General features: G+C 69.7%; 9 protein-coding genes. 4 read left to right on the forward strand and 5 right to left on the reverse strand.

Annotated elements, in window-relative coordinates:
• Positions 1–94: 94 nt before the first annotated feature.
• Entirely contained in the window at positions 95–766 is a 672-nt protein-coding gene (locus J1C47_RS12035) for a DUF1045 domain-containing protein (protein ID WP_207351002.1), read from the reverse strand.
• Between the two features lie 292 nt (positions 767–1058).
• Here J1C47_RS12035 and J1C47_RS12040 point away from each other — a divergent pair, with 292 nt between their 5' ends.
• Positions 1059–1931: a D-alanyl-D-alanine carboxypeptidase family protein gene (locus J1C47_RS12040; protein ID WP_207351003.1), complete on the forward strand. Its 873-nt coding sequence runs from the start codon at positions 1059–1061 to the stop codon at positions 1929–1931.
• A 552-nt stretch (positions 1932–2483) separates the two neighbouring features.
• Here the strand turns inward: J1C47_RS12040 and J1C47_RS12045 are convergent.
• Both J1C47_RS12045 and J1C47_RS12050 read right to left on the reverse strand, forming a co-directional pair.
• On the reverse strand, positions 2484–9071 hold the full coding sequence (locus J1C47_RS12045) for a translocation/assembly module TamB domain-containing protein (protein ID WP_207351004.1): 6588 nt from the start codon (positions 9069–9071) through the stop codon (positions 2484–2486).
• Entirely contained in the window at positions 9071–11017 is a 1947-nt protein-coding gene (locus J1C47_RS12050) for an autotransporter assembly complex protein TamA (protein WP_245396512.1), read from the reverse strand. Before J1C47_RS12050 ends, J1C47_RS12045 begins: the two co-directional genes overlap by 1 nt.
• 556 nt (positions 11018–11573) lie before the next feature.
• Here J1C47_RS12050 and J1C47_RS12055 point away from each other — a divergent pair.
• From J1C47_RS12055 to J1C47_RS12065, 3 genes are all read left to right on the forward strand, one after another.
• Entirely contained in the window at positions 11574–12062 is a 489-nt protein-coding gene (locus J1C47_RS12055; RefSeq protein WP_207351005.1) for a (2Fe-2S)-binding protein, read from the forward strand.
• A gap of 111 nt (positions 12063–12173) precedes the next feature.
• The gene (locus J1C47_RS12060; RefSeq protein ID WP_207351006.1) at positions 12174–14519 is read left to right on the forward strand and encodes a xanthine dehydrogenase family protein molybdopterin-binding subunit; all 2346 of its coding nucleotides are present in this window, start codon (positions 12174–12176) and stop codon (positions 14517–14519) included.
• A gap of 142 nt (positions 14520–14661) precedes the next feature.
• Positions 14662–15468 (forward strand): FAD binding domain-containing protein, encoded by an 807-nt coding sequence (locus tag J1C47_RS12065; protein ID WP_207351007.1) that lies wholly within the window; start codon positions 14662–14664, stop codon positions 15466–15468.
• Positions 15469–15755: 287 nt separating this feature from the next.
• On the opposite strand, the gene J1C47_RS12070 is transcribed toward J1C47_RS12065, so the two are convergent.
• Together J1C47_RS12070 and J1C47_RS12075 are read right to left on the reverse strand one after the other, a co-directional pair.
• The gene (locus J1C47_RS12070) at positions 15756–16202 is read right to left on the reverse strand and encodes a BA14K family protein (protein ID WP_207351008.1); all 447 of its coding nucleotides are present in this window, start codon (positions 16200–16202) and stop codon (positions 15756–15758) included.
• Between the two features lie 299 nt (positions 16203–16501).
• Positions 16502–16921, reverse strand: a complete 420-nt coding sequence (locus J1C47_RS12075) for a BA14K family protein (protein ID WP_207351009.1) — start codon at positions 16919–16921, stop codon at positions 16502–16504.
• Between the last annotated feature and the right edge of the window lie 69 nt (positions 16922–16990).

The following is a 16990-nucleotide window of genomic DNA, read 5'->3' on the forward strand; positions in this document are numbered from 1 at the left end:
CTGTTCTCTGCCGCAGGCCGCGTGGCCGGTAACCGTCCAGCCGGCCACGACACGCAAGCCGCCGAGGCCCCGCGCCTCGGCGGTTTTTTGCGCTTCAGGCCGTCTCGAAGCGATGCACCGAATGGACCCGGAACGGCGCGCCGGGCTCCGGCTCGACGAACAGCGCCAATTGGTCGATCGCCAGCGGCGCCCCGTCGAAGGGCGCGAAAGCCTCGGCGAGAAGCGGGGCGAGCCGTGCGGCCTCGTCGTCGGAGAGCGGGCCCGACAACGTCATGTGGAAGCGGAACTCTTCGAAGACATAAGGATAGCCCCATGCGAGAAGATGGTCGCGCTGGCGCTCGCTGAGGTCTTCGGGCCGGCGCCTGGCGATCTCCGCCTCGCTGAGCGGCGCGCGGAATTTCGCGAAGGCCCGCACCGCGCTGTCCGCCAGCATCTGCAACGGCTCCGAAGGAGCCGCCGGCACCAGGGCGAAGAATCTGCCGAGCCGCGCCGGCACGCTGGCGGTGATGGAAAACGGCGCCTGCGCCGCCGCGAATTCGGCGAGGCGTGCGTCGATGCGTTCGAGGTCGGCGGCTCCGGCAAGGCGGAAGGGCGCGACGATGGTGGCGTGGAAGCCGTAGCGGGCGGGGTCCGCGACGAGCCGGTCGCGGGCGGCATCCGGTGCGCGGGTCGGCTCGCCGTCGAAGGGATTGCGCCCGAGCCAGCGATTGGCGGTGATCGCCAGGGCCGATCCGGCCGGCGGAGTGAAGTAGATCGCCGCGCGCATGGCGCTCGCCCTCCGATGCGTTCCGTTCGACGCCGGGCGCCGGAGGATCCCGGCCACCCCGTGGTTTTCGCCGGCGGCGTCCGCACGCCCGGTCATGACGAAGCGAGGTGTTCGGCGAGGCGGCGATGTCAAGGCCGGCACCGCCCGCCATGGCGTCTCTCGCCGCGCGCGATGTGGCATCGCCGGCACAGGCGAAGCGCGAAGTCTTTCAAGCCGATGTTCGTGGTTTGACAGGATTCCGGCAGGTTGCGCATAGCTCGGCGACCGCAACCTCGACCACGGCCCTTTTCCCATGCGCCCATGGTTTCAGGAGTGTCGTTTCGGCCGCCATGCCGGCCGGGCCCTCCTCGTCTTCCTCTCGCTGCTTCTCGCCGGCTGCCAGACGGCGGAGCTGACGCCCGCCTCGCTCGGCGTCGCCAACCTCTCCGACGGCGCAGCGGCCGAGATCCGCGGCCACTCGGTGCTGGTCATGGACTATCAGAGCGGCCGCATCCTCCAGGCGGAGAATCCCGACGCGCTGCGCTATCCGGCGTCGCTGTCGAAGATGATGACGCTCTACCTCCTGTTCGAGGCGGTGAATGCCGGGCGGATCTCGCCGGACACGCCGCTGACGGTCAGCGCCGAGGCGGCGTCGCAGCCGCCGTCGAAGCTCGGCTTCAGCCCCGGCGACACCATCACCGTGCGCGATGCCGCCCAGGCGATCGCGACGAAGTCGGCCAACGACGTCGCCGTGGTGGTCGCGGAGAATCTCGGCGGCAGCCAGGACGCCTTCGCGGCGATGATGACCGCCAAGGCGCGCGAACTCGGCATGCGCAACACCCGCTTCGTCAACGCCTCGGGGCTGCCCGATCCGCGGCAGATCTCGACCGCGCGCGACCTCGCGATCCTGGCGCGGGCGCTGATCGCGCGCAATCCGCAGTTCATGCCGATCTTTTCGGTGACGCAGTTCATCTACAAGGGCCGGACCTATCACGCGACCAACAAGCTGCTCGGCAAGGTGGCCGGGGTCGACGGCCTGAAGACCGGATACATCCGCGATTCCGGCTTCCACCTCGTCGCGACGGCGATGCGGGGCGGGCGCCGGATCATCGTCGTCGTCATGGGCGGCAAGACCGGCGCCGCGCGCAATGCCGAAGTCACGGCGCTGATCGACCAGTATCTGTAGGCGCCGCGTGTCCGGCGGCAGGGACGCCGGCACCGGTCGGTAGGGCGGAGCCGATCGTCGGTCCGGCGATACGCCGCATCGATGCATCGACCGGCAAAGCCGGTCCGGCCATCCGGACTGCCGCCGCCCTCCGGACAAAGCCGGACGATTCGCAGCGTCGGTCCGTCCGCTGCTGCCGGGCGGATCCCCCGGCAGACAGGCAGGCAGTCGACCAGGCAGGCAGGCAGGCAGGCAGGCAGGCAGGCAGGCAGGCAGGCAGGGAAGGCGCGAGGCGCGCCCGATTCCATCCGACGTTCCTTGGAGCGGGATGACATGAGCTTCGCTCATCCTCCCGCTCCATCTTTCCGGTTCCGCACGATCTCTTTCGAAAACCGGTTCCCGCTTTCCGGGATCATGCTCCAAATGCCGATCGCTGCGCGGCGTCTCTCTTCCTGACCCTGAAAGACGTCGGATGGCGCCCTGCGCGGTGCCACCGGGCGCCGAAGATCGCGTTGCGAGGCGCGCGGGGCGCCCGCTACTGCCTCGGGCGCCGGGCAGGAAAGCCCGGCCGCTTCAGAACTCGCCCTCGTAGAACACGCCGACCTCGCCGCCGCCCTGCGAGGTGACGGCGCCCTTGGCCTTCAGCCCGCCGCCGAGCTTCAGTTCGAGCGACACCCGGCCGGTCGAGTCCACGCCGAGATAGGTGTTGTCGTTGAGATATTTGCCGACGCCGACGGCGGTCTGGCCGTCGGAGGTGGTCGAGATGTTGAGGGAGTCGACCCCGAGCTGCGAGCGCAGATTGTCGAGGAGGCCGGTCGAGCCGCCGACGCCGGCGAGTGTCGCGGCCGCCTCGGCCAGCTGGGCGATCTGCAGCGGCGAGAGGTCCGAGGTGCCCTGGCCGAAGATCAGCCGTGCCAGGACCTCGTCCTGGGGCAGCGCCGGGTTGGACGAGAAGTTCACCGACGGGTCGTTGGCCGGGCCGGTGACGGTGACGTAGACCGTCACGTCGTCGACCGTCGAACTCGCCTCGAGGTCGAGGGTCGGGATGAGATCGCCGGTGAAGCTCAGCGTGCCGCGTTCGAAGGTCAGCTGCTTGGCGAGGATCTGGAAGCGCCCGCGCTGCAGCTCGAAGCCGCCGACGATGGAAAGGTTCGACGCCGGGCCGGTGATCCTCAGCGAGCCGCCGAGCTCGATGTCGAGGCCGCGGCCGCGCACGAAGACGCGGTTCGGCGCGTTGAAGGTGATGTCGAGGGTGATTCCGCCGCCGCCGCCCGCGCCGTTGGCGCTCTTCGGAAACAGTTCGCGCTGCTGCTCGACCACCGCCGGACGGGCGTTGCGATGGGTGACGTCGATCCGCGCGAGCGAGCTCGGCAGGTTGTCCGGCACGATGACGTCGATCTCTTCGGCATTGACCGTGCCGGAAAGCGTCGGCGTCGCGACCAGCGGGCCGGTGAGCGTCAGGTCGGCCGAAAGCCGCGCGGCGATGAGCTCGCCGTCGTTGTAGCGGGCCCGGTCGGCGCGGATCGTCAGGTCGGCCGGGAACTGGCCGGTGAGGCCGACCGTGCCGCCGACCGTCAGTCTGCCGCCCGAGGAGATGGCGGCGTTGAAGCTCTGGATCGTCGCCGTCGTGCCGGTGAGGGCGATGGTCGTGGTGATGTCGTTGAGCGCGACGTTGAAGTTCGCGTCGACGAGCCGCGCGCCGGCGACCGAGACCGTGCCGTTGACGTTCGGCTGGGCGGCGGTGCCGGTGATCCGCGCGTCGAGCCGGGCCGTGCCCTGGATCGAACGGCCGCCCTCGGCGAGGATCGGATTGGCGAGCGAGAGCGGCGCCGTGCCGTTTGCCGCAAGGTTGAAACTCGGCGTGCCTGCGAGATCGACCGAGCCGGCGACGGCGAGCGCGATGCCGCTTCCCGACAGATTCGTGTCGGTGGTGACGCGGTTGCCGGCATACTGGCCCTTGGTGGAAATGCCGAGGGCGCCGACGCCGGCGCTGCGGGTCTGCTGGATCGAGACGCCCGAGGCGTTGAGGTCGTATGTCACCTGAGGGTTCGTCGGCGCGCCGGTCGCCCGGACGGTGCCGTTGATCGTGCCCTGCGGCGCGAGGCCGCCGGCGGCGGCGCTGGCGATCGAGGCGGGCAGGCTGCGGATCTCGGCGGTCAGGTTGAGATTCGTCCGGCTCGCCCCGCCGGTGACGCGGATCGTGCCGCCTCCCACCCGTACGAGCGCCTGGCGGAGATCGAGGTTGCCGCCCTGGTAGCTGCCGGAAAGATCGGCGGCGAGGGGAGGGGCGCCGGCGGCGCGGCTCTGGGCCACCGAGACGTCGGCGGCCGTCAGGTCGAAGCGCGCATTGGGATTGGAAAGGCTCCCCGTCGCCGTGGCCGTGCCCGAGACGGTGCCTTGTGCCCCAAGACCCTCGACGAAGCCGTTGGCGAGGCCGACCGGCAGCTGGTTCAGCTTGACGTCGATGTCGAGCTCCTGGCCGACCGTGCCCTTCGCGGTCAGAGATCCCTTGCCGACCGCCACTTCGGCATTGGCGAGGTCGAGCGTGCCGTCGCGATAGCTGCCGGCGACGTCGAGGGTGAGCGGTGGCGTCCCGGACCGCGCGATGTCATTGGTGGTGATGCCGGTGCCGGAGACGGTGAACTCGGCCGAGGGGTTGGCGAGCGAGCCGGTCGCCGTGGCGCTGCCCGACAGCGTGCCCCTGGCGCCGAGGCCGGCGACGAAGCCGTTGGCGAGGCCTGCCGGGATGTCGCTGGCGGTGACGTCGAGGTCGAGCTGGTCGCCGACGGTTCCCTTGGCCGTCAGGCTGCCGGAGCCGACGGTGAGCTTCGCCGCGTCGATCGTCGCCGTCCCGCCGGCATAGGAGCCCGAAGCGTCGAGCGACAGCGGCGGAACGCCGGAATCGGCGATCGCCTTGGTCGTGATGCCGTTGCCCGACAGGTCGAACGTCGCCTGCGGATCGGAGAGCGAGCCTGTCGCCTTGCCGGAGCCGGAGATCGTGCCCCGGGCGCCGAGGCCGTCGACGAAGCCGTTGGCGAGGCCGACCGGAATTTCCGAAAGCTTCAGGGTCAGGTCGAGGGTTTGGCCGACCGTGCCCTTTGCGTTCAGCGAGCCGTCGCCGACCGTCACGTCGGCCCGGTCGATCGTCGCCGTCCCGCCGGCATAGGAGCCCGCCGCGTCGAGCGACAGCGGCGCGACGCCGGATTTCGCGATCTTCTCGGTGGTGATGCCGCTGCCCGACAGGTTGAACGTCGCCTTCGGATCGGAGAGCGAGCCGGTGGCCCGGCCGGTTCCGGACACGGTGCCCGTGGCGTTCAGCCCGTCGACGAAGCCGTTGGCGAGACCGACCGGCAGGGCGTCGAGCGCAAGGTCGAGATCGAGCTCCCTGCCGACCGTGCCGCTCGCCCGCAGCGAGCCGTCGCCGACGTCGATCTTCGCGGTGTCGAGGCCGAGCGTGCCGTTCCGGTAGTTGCCGGCGGCATCGAGCGAGAGCTTCGGCACGCCGCCCTTGGCGATCGCCGCGGTGGTGATGTCGCGGCCCGTCACGTCGAAGCTCGCCACCGGGTCGGCGAGCGCTCCCGTCGCCTTCGCCGTGCCGGAGACCGTGCCGGTCGCCCCGAGCCCGTCGACGAAGCCGTTGACGAGGCCGACGGGCAGGCGGTTGACGTTCGCGGTGACGTCGAGGTTCTCGCCGACGCGGCCGGAGACGGTGAGCGAGCCGTCGCCGACATTGACGACGCCGGTCCTGATGTCCGCCGTGCCGGCGGCGTAGCTGCCGGCGAGGCGCAGATCGAGCGGCTTGACGCCGGAGCGGGCGATCTCCTTCGTCGTGATGCCGCTGCCCATGATGTCGAAGCTGGCGTTCGGGTCCGAGATCGTGCCGGTGGCGCTCGCCGTTCCCGAGACGATGCCCTCCGCCGAGAGATCCGGGACGAAGCCGTTGACGAGGCCGACCGGCAGGTTCTCGGCGCGGGCCGTGACGTCGAGCCGGTCGCCGATCGTGCCCGAGGCGGTGAGCGAGGCCTCGCCTACCTCGACGACGGCGTTCGCCAGAGTGAGCGTCCCGTCCGCGTAGGATCCGCTGGCGTCGAGGGCGAGCGGCTGGATGCCGGCCTGCGCGATGGCCTTGGCGGTGATCTGCCGGCCGCTGAGCGAGAAGTTCGCCTGCGGGGCGCCGGTCGTGCCGGCAAGCTTGGCCTTGCCCGACAGGGTGCCCGACGCGTCGAGCCCCTCGACGAAGGCGTTGGCGAGGGCGACGGGCGCCTGGCTGAGGTCGACGTCGAGGTCGATCGCGTCGCCGACGGAACCGGTGGCGGTGAGCGCGCCGTCCTCGCCGAGATCGAGCCGCGCCGTCTGAAGCTGCAGCGTGCCGCCGGCATAGCTGCCCGCGACCGTGCCGTCGACCGGCGGGGTCTTCACGCCGCCGGCGCGCGTCGCGACGATCTGGCTGGCGCGGATGTCGAAGCGCGCCTCGGGATCGGACGCCTTGCCGGTGACCCGGGCGGTGCCGTCGACTGTGCCGGCGAGCGACATGTCGGGCAGGAAGGGGCTGGCGACCGCGGCCGGGACCTTCGAGAGACCTGCCGAGAGGTCCAGCGTCTCGCCGGCGGTGCCGGAGGCGGTCAGCGTTCCGTCGCCGACCGACAGGACGAAATCGGAAAGGGTGGTCGTGCCGTTTGCGATCTTCGCCTCGGCGGGAGCGGTCAGCGCCACCGCCGCGTCGGGGATCTCCGCCGTCAGCCTGTCGAGCCTGACGAGGGTCTCGTTCGGCGTGAAGCGGGCGTTGCCGGCGAGCGCCACGGGAATGCCGTTGGCACGAGCCGTGGCTTCGAGGCGGGTGCTTTCGTTCTCCGCGCCCTCGTCGGCGCGCGACAGGTCAACGGAGAGGCTCTCGACGTCGACGCCGGGGGCGCCGACCGACAGCGCCCTGACGCTGCCTTCCGGCTGCGGAATGCCGAGATAGTCGTAGAGCGACAGGTCGATCTTCGCCCCGACGAGGCTGGTGCCGGCGACAGAGACGCTGTCGCCGGCAAGGTCCGGCTTCGCCACGGGAGTTCCGTCGGCAAGGACGTCGAAGCCGATCGTGCCGGAGACGTCGCCGCTCGCGCTGACGCCCCCGAGCGCGGCCAGCGCCGCCAGATCGTCGAGCTTCACGTCGAGCGTGCCGACCGGCAGGAAGTTTTCGTTCAGCACGAGGTCGCCGGTGATGCGGTTTGGTCCCTGGCGGACGACGAGGCCGGAGAGCCGCCGCTCGCCGCCGTCCTGCGTCGTCAGCTCGGCCTTGCCCTCCAGCGGCTGGCCGTCGATGACGCCGGCGATGTCGATCTTCGCCCGCGGCGAGGCCGGGTCGAGGGTTCCGGTCGCCTTGACGGTGAGGTTGGCGAGTTCGCGGCCGTTGATCGACAGGCCGTTGCCGTCGACCGTGAGGTCGACGTCCGGCTTTGCCACCGGGCCGCTGGCCGTCAGATCGAAGGTGGCGGCGCCGGAGAAGGACTGGCTGACCGCGCCGGCATTGGCGAGGCGGCCGGAGATGTCGGCGGAGACCGTCCCGTCGCCGAGCCCGGCCGAGCCGGAGATCGTCAGATTGTCGCCGCTGACCTTTAGATCCTTCGCCGCCAGCGCTCCGTCCGCCTGCCGCGCGACGTTGCCGGAGACGGCGAGGCGCTCGCCGGCGATCGGCGTGAGACCGGCCGACAAAGCGACCGTCTTGAAGTTCGAATCGAGCGTCAGGTCGAAGGTCGAGAAGCTCAGCGCGGCCGATCCGGTGACCTTCAGCTCGGCTGAGCCGGTCTGAAGCGTCGCCGGGTCGAGGCGGATGCCGTTCGCGTCGAGCGCGCCGCTTCCTGCGATCTTCACCTGCCCGTCGAGGAAGCGCCGGGCGATGCCCTCCGGCGCCTTGGCGGAGGCGGCGCTCGCCGACAGCTCGAACGGGCCGGTGAGGGCGGTGACGTCGAAGCCCTGGCTCGACAGCCGGGCGCCCACGTCGTCGGCGCCGTATTCGCCGTAGAGGACGCCGGGCAGGCTGGCGTCGATCGACAGCTTCGCCTCGGCGAGCGCCCCTTCGAGGCTGGCCTTCAGGCTCGACACGGAGATCTCGATCGGCGTCTCCGGCGTGCCGAGCGAAAGCGCCAGCGGCCCGCCGCCGGGCGCGGTGAGCCCGACCGACAGGTCGTTGCCTGATCCGCTCGGATCGACGGTGCCGGAGGCGGCGAGACGCACCGCCTTCGACGACAGCGTGCCCTGCTCGATGCGGTAGGTGCCGTCGTCGCGTATCTCGACCGTCGCGTCGAGCGCGGCGCCGCCTTCGACGTAGCGCTGATAGGCCTCCGGCACGAAGCGCTCGGCCGCGACGTTGAGGGACAGCGCGGCGCGATAGGCCGCGTCCTGCCGGTCGACGCGGGCGGTCAGCGTCGCCGCTTGGGTGTTGTCGACGGAGAGCGCGCCGTTCGCCATGAAGCCCGACAGCGGGCCGGAACCGTTCACCGTCAGCGCGACCGGCGGGGCGCCGGGAATGCCGAGCAGCGAGGCGACGAGGCCGCCCTGCGGCTCGTTGGCGTCGACCTTGACGACGAGCCGGTTGTCGTCCGGCGCGAAGTCGACGTTGAAGGCGACGTGACCGGGCTGGTCCAGACGGTCGATCGACGCTTCGGCGCTGAGCTGCGTCGGGTCGTCCTTCAACGTGAGGCTGGCATTCGCCTTCAGCCGCGCCTCCTTGCCGGCGACGGCCTCGCCGAGGACGAATTCCTCGATGGCGATGGTCTTGATGTCGGCGGTGATCGCCGGCAGCGAGAAGCCGCCGCCGCCGCTCGTCGCCGCCGGCTGGCCGGCCGGCAGGCGGTCGAGGACGATCTTCGCCGCGGTCAGCTTGTCGATCGAGACGTTGGAGCGCACCAGCGCCAGCGGCGACCAGTCCATGGCGAGATCGGTCGCGGTCAGGAACGCTCCCTGAGGGTCCGACACCGTCACCTTGTCGATGCGGATCGCGCCGGTGAGGGCGCCCGACAGACCGTCGATCTTCACCTTCATCGTGTCGGTGGAGATCAGGTTCTCGATCTGGTTGGCGATGAACTGCTGGGCATGCGCCGGCCGGGCCGACGGCAGCAGCGCGGCGACGGCGAGAAACAGTGTGAGGGCGAGGGCTGCGAGGCGTTCGGTTCGCATCAGAAGGCCTGTCCGATACCGGCGTAGATCTGGTAGCTCGCGTCGCGCGGTCCCGGATCGAGCGGGATGCCGACGTCGATGCGGATCGGGCCGAAGCTCGTCAGGTAGCGCGCGCCGACGCCGGCCCCGAGCTTGAAGGTCGCAAAATCCGGCACGAGCTTGTCGGAGACCGTGCCGAAATCGAGGAACGGCACGACCTGGATGTTCTCGGTGATGCCGATGCGCGCCTCGACCGAGCCCTCGAAGAGCGAGAGGCCGCCGGTGGGCGTGTCGGTGAAGTCGGAATTGTAGCCGGAGCCGGCCGGCACGGTCGACGGGAAATACGGCCCGATCGACTGGAACTCGTAGCCGCGCACCGAGCCGCCGCCGCCGGCGAAGAACCGCCGGTCGTTGGGGATGTCGAGGAGGTCGGCGCCGAAGATCGTGCCGTAGCCGAGCCGGCCGGCCATGACGAAGCGCTTCGATTCGCCGATCGGCAGATAGGCCCGGCCGTCGAGCCGCGTCTTCAGGAAGGGCGTCGCGCTGTTGAAGCCGTAGGAGGGCTCGGCCAGCGCCTGGAAATAGAAGCCCTCGGTCGGGTTCAGCTCGTTGTCGCGGCCGTCATAGGTGTAGGTGATCGGCAGCGAGGTGATGAAGTAGTCGCGCTCGCCGAGATAGTCGGTGATCTCTTCGTACTCGGCCCGCAGCGTGACGTTCAGCTTCTGCTGCTTGTCGAGGTCGTATTCGACGCCGCTGGTCGCGGCGTAGCTCTGCCGGTCGTAGGCGAGCGGCTGCTCCTTCTTCACCTCGAGCGAGCCGATATAGACGGAATCGGGGCCGAGGACGCCGGGCTTCTTGAAGACCAGCGAGCTCGAATAGTCGAAGCCGTCGGTCTGGCGGGCCTCGGTGGAGATCGCCGATGCGCCGATGCGCGACACCGACGCGTCGAGGCGGATCGACTCGGCCCGGCCGAACAGGTTGCGGTAGCCGACATAGCCGTTGGCCCCGGCGCCGTCGGTGTTGGAATAGGTGGCGCCGACGCCGTAATAGCCGAACTTGCGTTCGCCCACCTCGACCTGCACCGGCAGGGTGCCGTCCGGATCCTCGGCCTTGCCCTCCTTGACCGTGACCGACGAGAACACGCCGAGCTTCAGCAGCCGGTCGCGGGCATCCTGGAGTTCCTGGGGCGAGAACACCTCGCCCGCCTTGATCCCGGTCATGTAGGCGATGAAGCCGGGATCGACGTCCTTGGCGCCGTCGACCCAGACGTCGCCGAAGGGCACGCGCGGGCCGGGGCTGAGCTCGGCCCGGTAGTCCAGCCTGTCGGTCGCCGCGTCGGCGATGATGTCGCGGCCGGTCACCGCGACGAAGGGCCGGCCGTCCTCCCGCAGCTTCTGGAACATCTTGCCCTCGGCGTCGAGCACCTTCGCCGAGCCCGCCTCGCCGCCCGGCTCGAGGCCGTATTCGGCGGGATCGACCGGAATGCCGCCGGTCGAGACGCTGACCCGGCCGAGGGTGTATTTCGGCCCCGGGCGGACCTTGATCGTCACCGGCACCGGCCGGGCCGAAAAGCTCGCATCGGGCTGCAGGGTGGTGATGTCGCGGCCTTCGATGAAGATGTCGACGAGGCCGTCGTAGCGGGCCTGTTCGAACAGTGCCGCGACGAGGCGCTTGCGGTCGGTCTTCGCCTTGGAGAGGAGCCCGAGCGAGCCGGAGACCGGCTTGTCGGCATCGGCGACGAGGCCCGAGGCGTCGCTCAGCGTCTCCTTCAGCGAGCCGTCGTCCTCGGGCGCGGGCGCCACGTCGAGGGTGACGGCATAGTTCAGCGGGTCGATGACCTCGACCTTGGAATCGGCGCTCTCGAAGAACTTCAGGCCGAAGATCTCGAACGCGCCGGCCGGCGACGAAACGAGGGTCGCCATGGCAATCGAGAGCCGGATCGCGGGCAGGCGGCCGAGTTCGAGCAAACGCTTACATCCCCTGAGACAGCGGTCATGCGGAGGGTGGAGCGCCGTGCCTCATGGCGCGGCCGGGCCTGCCGGGGCCCTGTCCCGAAAAGTTCTGCTCCCCCCTTCAGGTGTCCGTAAGCATGCCGGGAAATCGTGAAATAACAACTACGTCCGACGGACAAACGGCTCGCGCGGCAGGGCGGAAGCGTCGATTGAACGCGTGCTGTGCCGGTGCGACAACAGCCGGCATCGGAAGTCGGACTTACTGTCGCAGGCGCTGCGGACGCCGTCCTATTCGCTTGCGCGTTGTCGCCCTGCCACAGGCGAATCCCGTTCCCGGCGTCCGCTTCGCGCCTGCCCGATCTCCGCCCGCCGCGCCCGGGGCGTCCCGCGTGACGATGCCGCGGTTCATGGAACCATTCTCAAAAGCGCTTGATGCGGCCCCGGCAAAAAGGCAATCTCGCGCCGGAGCGACCCCGCCCGGCCCGGTTCGACGATCTGCCGCGGATCTCGGGGAGAGGGGGCGACGAAAGACGGGGACCGGCCGCATGGCCGGCGAGCTTGGGAGGAGTGAATGACGGACGTCTCCATGACCGTGAACGGGCGCGAGATGAAGGGGTCGGTCGAGGACCGGACGCTGCTCGTGCAGTTCCTGCGCGACAATCTCGGCCTGACCGGCACGCATGTCGGCTGCGACACGTCGCAATGCGGCGCCTGCGTCGTGCATGTCGACGGCAAGGCGGTGAAATCCTGCACCATGCTGGCCGTCCAGGCCTCGGGCGCCTCGGTCACCACCATCGAGGGCATCGCGAACGGCGTCGAACTCCACCCGGTGCAGGCGGCGTTCCGCGAGCATCACGGCCTGCAGTGCGGCTTCTGCACCCCCGGCATGATCATGACCGCGGTCGACATGATCAACCGCCACGGCTCCTCGCTCGACGAGAAGACGGTGCGCGAGGAGCTCGACGGCAACATCTGCCGCTGCACCGGCTACCACAACATCGTCAAGGCGATCCTGTCGGCGGCGGGGGCCGCGCAGACGCCGGCGATGGCCGCCGAGTGAGGCATCGTCGCGCCGCGGCCGCCGCGGCGGGGCGCGGGTATCGATCAGGGACGCGATCGCCGGGCACGTCGACGTGCGGGAGCCGCGATCGGACTTTCGGGAGGTTAGAGAATGGGCGTTGAAGGCATCGGCGCAAAGGTCTTGCGCAAGGAAGATCGCCGCTTCATCACCGGGCGCGGCCGCTATGTCGACGACATGAGCGTGCCGGGCATGAAATATGCGGCCTTCGTGCGTTCGCCGCATGCGCATGCGAGGATCACCGGCATCGACAAGAGCGCGGCAGAGGCGATGCCCGGCGTGATCGGCGTCCTCGACGGCAAGCAGCTGCAGGGCGACGGCATCGGCAATCTGATCTGCGGCTGGGCGGTCTCGTCGAAGGACGGCACGCCGATGAAGATGGGCGCCTATCCGGCTCTGGCGAGCGAGGTCGTGCGCTATGTCGGCCAGCCGCTCGCCGTCGTCGTCGCCGAGACCCGGGCGCAGGCCCGCGACGCGGCCGACGCGCTGGCGGTGGAATACGAGGAGCTTCCCGTCGTCACCAAGGCGGTCGACGCGCTGAAGGACGGCGCGCCGCAGCTTCATCCCGAGGCGCCCGGCAACCTGATCTTCGACTGGGAGCTCGGCGACCGCTCGGCGACGGACGCCGCCTTCGCCAAGGCCGCCCACGTCACGAAGATCCACATCCACAACAACCGCCTCGTGCCGAACCCGATGGAGCCGCGCGCCGCCCTCGGTCACTACGACATGGCCGAGGACCACTACACCTGCTGGACGACCTCGCAGAACCCGCATGTCGCGCGGCTGGTGATGAGCGCCTTCTACAACGTCGCGCCGGAACACAAGCTGAGGGTCATCGCGCCGGACGTCGGCGGCGGCTTCGGATCGAAGATCTACATCTATCCCGAAGAGATCGTCTGCCTCTGGGCGTCGAAGCGCACCGGCGTGCCGGTGAAGTGGACGTCCGACCGCACCGAGGCGTTCCTCACCGACGCCCATGGCCGCGACCACGAGACCGAGGTCGAACTCGCCCTCGACGCCGACAACAAGATTCTCGGCCTCAAGGTCGAGACGACGGCCAATCTCGGCGCCTACATGTCGCTGTTCTCGTCGTCGGTGCCGACCTATCTCTACGCGACGCTCTTGTCCGGCCAGTACGACATCCCGGCGATCCACGCCAACGTCAAGGCGGTCTACACCAACACCGTGCCGGTGGACGCCTATCGCGGCGCCGGCCGGCCGGAGGCGACCTTCGTCGTCGAGCGGACGATGGAGACGGCGGCCCGCGAACTCGGCATCTCGCCGGCGGAGCTGCGCCGCAAGAACTTCATCCGCTCCTTCCCGCATCAGACCCCGGTGATCATGGCCTATGATGCCGGCGATTTCGAAGCCTGCCTCAATGCCGGCATGGAAGCTGCCGACGTCGCCGGATTCGAGGGCCGGCGGGCGGAGGCGAAGTCGCGCGGCAAGCTGCGCGGCCTCGGCATGAGCTGCTACATCGAGGCCTGCGGCATCGCGCCGTCCAAGGCGGTCGGTTCGCTCGGTGCCGGCGTCGGCCTTTGGGAATCGGCCGAGGTCCGGGTCAATCCGGTCGGCACGATCGAGATCCTGACCGGCTCCCACAGCCACGGCCAGGGCCACGAGACCACCTTCTCGCAGCTGGTCGCCGAGCGCTTCGGCCTGCCGGTCGACAACGTCCAGGTGATCCACGGCGACACCGACAAGGTGCAGTTCGGCATGGGCACCTACGGCTCGCGCTCCGGCGCGGTCGGCATGTCGGCGATCGTCAAGGCGCTCGACAAGGTCGAGGCGAAGGCCAAGAAGATCGCCGCCCACGTGCTCGAGGCCGACGAGGGCGACATCGTCATCGAGAACGGCGAGGTGAAGGTCGCCGGCACCGACAAGAAGCTCGGCTGGCACGAGGTCTGCCTCGGCGCCTATACCGCCCACAACCTTCCCGACGGGATGGAGCCGGGCCTGAAGGAAGGGGCGTTCTACGACCCGACCAACTTCACCTTCCCGGCCGGCTGCTACATCTGCGAGGTCGAGGTCGATCCCGAGACCGGGACGACCGAGGTCGTCCAGTTCGTCGCTGCCGACGATTTCGGGCGGGTGATCAACCCGATGATCGTCGAGGGCCAGGTGCATGGCGGCATCGCCCAGGGGATCGGCCAGGCGCTTCTGGAAGGCACCCATTACGACGACAGCGGCCAGCTCATCACGGCGTCCTACATGGACTATGCGATGCCGCGGGCATGGGACCTGCCGATGTTCAAGGTCTCGACGACGGAGACCCTCTGCCCGGGCAATCCGCTCGGCATGAAGGGCTGCGGCGAGGCCGGGGCGATCGGCTCGCCGCCGGCGGTGATCAACGCCATCACCGACGCCATCGGCAACAACGACCTCACCATGCCGGCGACCCCCGAAAAGGTCTGGAAGGCGCTGAACGCCGTCGAATAGGCCTTCGGGCCGAAGGCCGGCCGGCGCCTGCGCCCGGCCGGCTTCGCCGGTCGCTCCGGCAGGACAGTCACCCATTCGCGCGCCGCGTGGCCGACGAGGCAGGAGCGGCCCGGCGCGCAGAGGATCGCCCAGGAGGCACACCATGTACGAAACCAGCTACACCCGTGCGACGTCCATCGAGGAGGCCGCCAGGCTCGCGGCCGAAAAAGGCGAGGAGGCGAAGTATCTCTCCGGCGGCATGACCCTGCTTCCGACGATGAAGCAGCGGCTTGCCGCACCCGAGATGCTGATCGACCTGCGCCATGTCGGCGAGTTGAAGGGCATCACCGTCGACGGCCGCGCGATCCGCATCGGCGGCGGCATGACCCATGCCGAAATCGCCCAGAGCGACGCGATCAAGGCGGTCTGCCCGGGCTTCACCAGCCTCGCCGGGCTGATCGGCGATCCCGCCGTCAGGCACATGGGAACGATCGGCGGGTCGGTGGCGAATTTCGACCCCGCCGCCGACTATCCGGCGGCGCTGCTCGCCCTCGGCGGAACCATCCACACCGACAAGCGCGAGATCGCGGCCGACGACTTCTTCCAGGGCCTGTTCGAGACGGCGCTGGAGGAAGGCGAGATCGTCACCGCGGTGTCGTTCGAGGCGCCGGATGCCTGCGCCTACGAGAAGTTCCGCAACCCGGCCTCGCGCTATGCCATGTGCGGCGTCTTCGTCGCCAAGCGTGCCGGCGGCGTCAAGGTCGGCGTCACCGGAGCCGGCTCCGACGGCGCCTTCCGCTGGAGCGAGGGCGAACAGGCGCTTTCGGGCAATTTCGCGCCGGAGGCGGTGGACGGCCTGACGGTCCCGGAAGGCAACATGCTCTCCGACATCCACGGCTCTTCGGCCTACCGGGCCAATCTCGTGAAGGTCGTCACCAAGCGGGCGGTGAAGAAGGCGCAAGGCCACTGAGCAGTCGCGGTCGCGGTCCGGCCGCGCCTGACGAAACAGGCGGGAGTCGCGAGGCCGATGGCCGGCGAGCGCTCCCGCCGGCGCCGGGACGGCATCCGGCCGGAACCAATCGTCAGACAGCGCCGACGGGACGACCCCGAGGCAACCGCTCGAAGGCTAGCGCCGGCGACGCTACGATCTTGCCCCTTGCGGGGAAGATCAGGCCAGTCACCGTGCTCTCCCCGGCTTCGAGCGATGGCACTGGGGACGGCCCGCCGGCGTTTGCCGTTACGGCCGGAGCATGGGGCTCACAGATTGCAGCGATGGCGGTAGCCGTCGTAGCCGAGGAAAGTGTCGCTTCGCGGTTCGTAGGAGCGATAATGCTCCAGGCAGACTTGGACGTGGTCGCCGTAATAGACCGGTCGCGGCGCGACCTCGTAGGACCGGCGCACGGGATAGACGCGCTCGACCGGGACCGGGCGATAGTAATAGGCGGGCGGGGCTTCTTCGTAGCGCGGCGAGGCAAGGGCGCCTCCGACGATCGCGCCCAGAGCAAGGCCGCCGATACCCGCCGCGATTGCCGCGCCGTCGTCGTGATGGTTCCAGCCGCCGCGATGATAGTCCTGGTGCCAGCCGCCGTGGCGATACCAGGGGCCATTGTGCCGGGAATCGGCGCTGGCGCCGAAGGTCGTCGTGCCGAGCGCGGCACCGGCGATGAGTGAGGTGGCGAGAGCCGTGGAAATGAAGCGTCGCATTGTCGTGTTCCGATGATGGTGCAACCGCGATCGGGCATCTGGTCCCCGCCCGGCGGCGCCTGAGCGTCCCTTCGCTATGCTGCGGCCGGTTTGGCGGCATCGTCGAGGCACAGCGTTCCTAAACGCCGCCACGGCTTTGCCGGTTGCCGGGCGTCGCGCGAATTCGCACCGCTTCGCCCTCCTGTCCCTGTCGCCCGCAGCCTCGAACTGGTGCGGTGCCCACGAAAAAAGCGCCGCGGATCGAAATCCGCGGCGCCTGTCTTCGACCCGAACCGGCCTCTCGATTTTCCGAGCAGTCGTCAGAGCCGGCAGCGATGATGGCGGCCGTCATAGCCGACGAAGGTGTCCGTCCGCGGATTGTAGCTCCGATAATGCGCGTCGCACCGCGCGACATGGCCCCGGGCCCCGGGATGGACGCGGTAGACCGGCACGGCGCGGCGATAATAGTGGCCATGGTCGGCAAGCGCGCCGCCGACGATCGCCCCGATCGCGAGGCCTGCGATGCCCGCGCCCACGGCGGCGCCGTTGTCGTGATGGCGGTAGCGGTAGTGCCTGTCGCCGCGCCACCGGCGGTGGCCACTCCAGCCATTCGCGTCGTAGTGCCCGCCATTCCGGTACCAATGCCGGCCGTTCGAATCCGCGCTGGCGGTCGAAACGCCGGCGCCGAGCGTGCCCAGCGCCAGAACGGCCGCAAGGGCGGTGGAAATGATCTTTCGCATCGTCGTCTCCAAAATCATGATCGGTCCCGGGGGCGGCCGGCGGCGGCCTGCGCCACCGGAACCCTCCGG

It is taken from the genome of Jiella sonneratiae, assembly GCF_017353515.1.
In the GTDB taxonomy this organism is placed as follows: domain Bacteria; phylum Pseudomonadota; class Alphaproteobacteria; order Rhizobiales; family Rhizobiaceae; genus Jiella; species Jiella sonneratiae.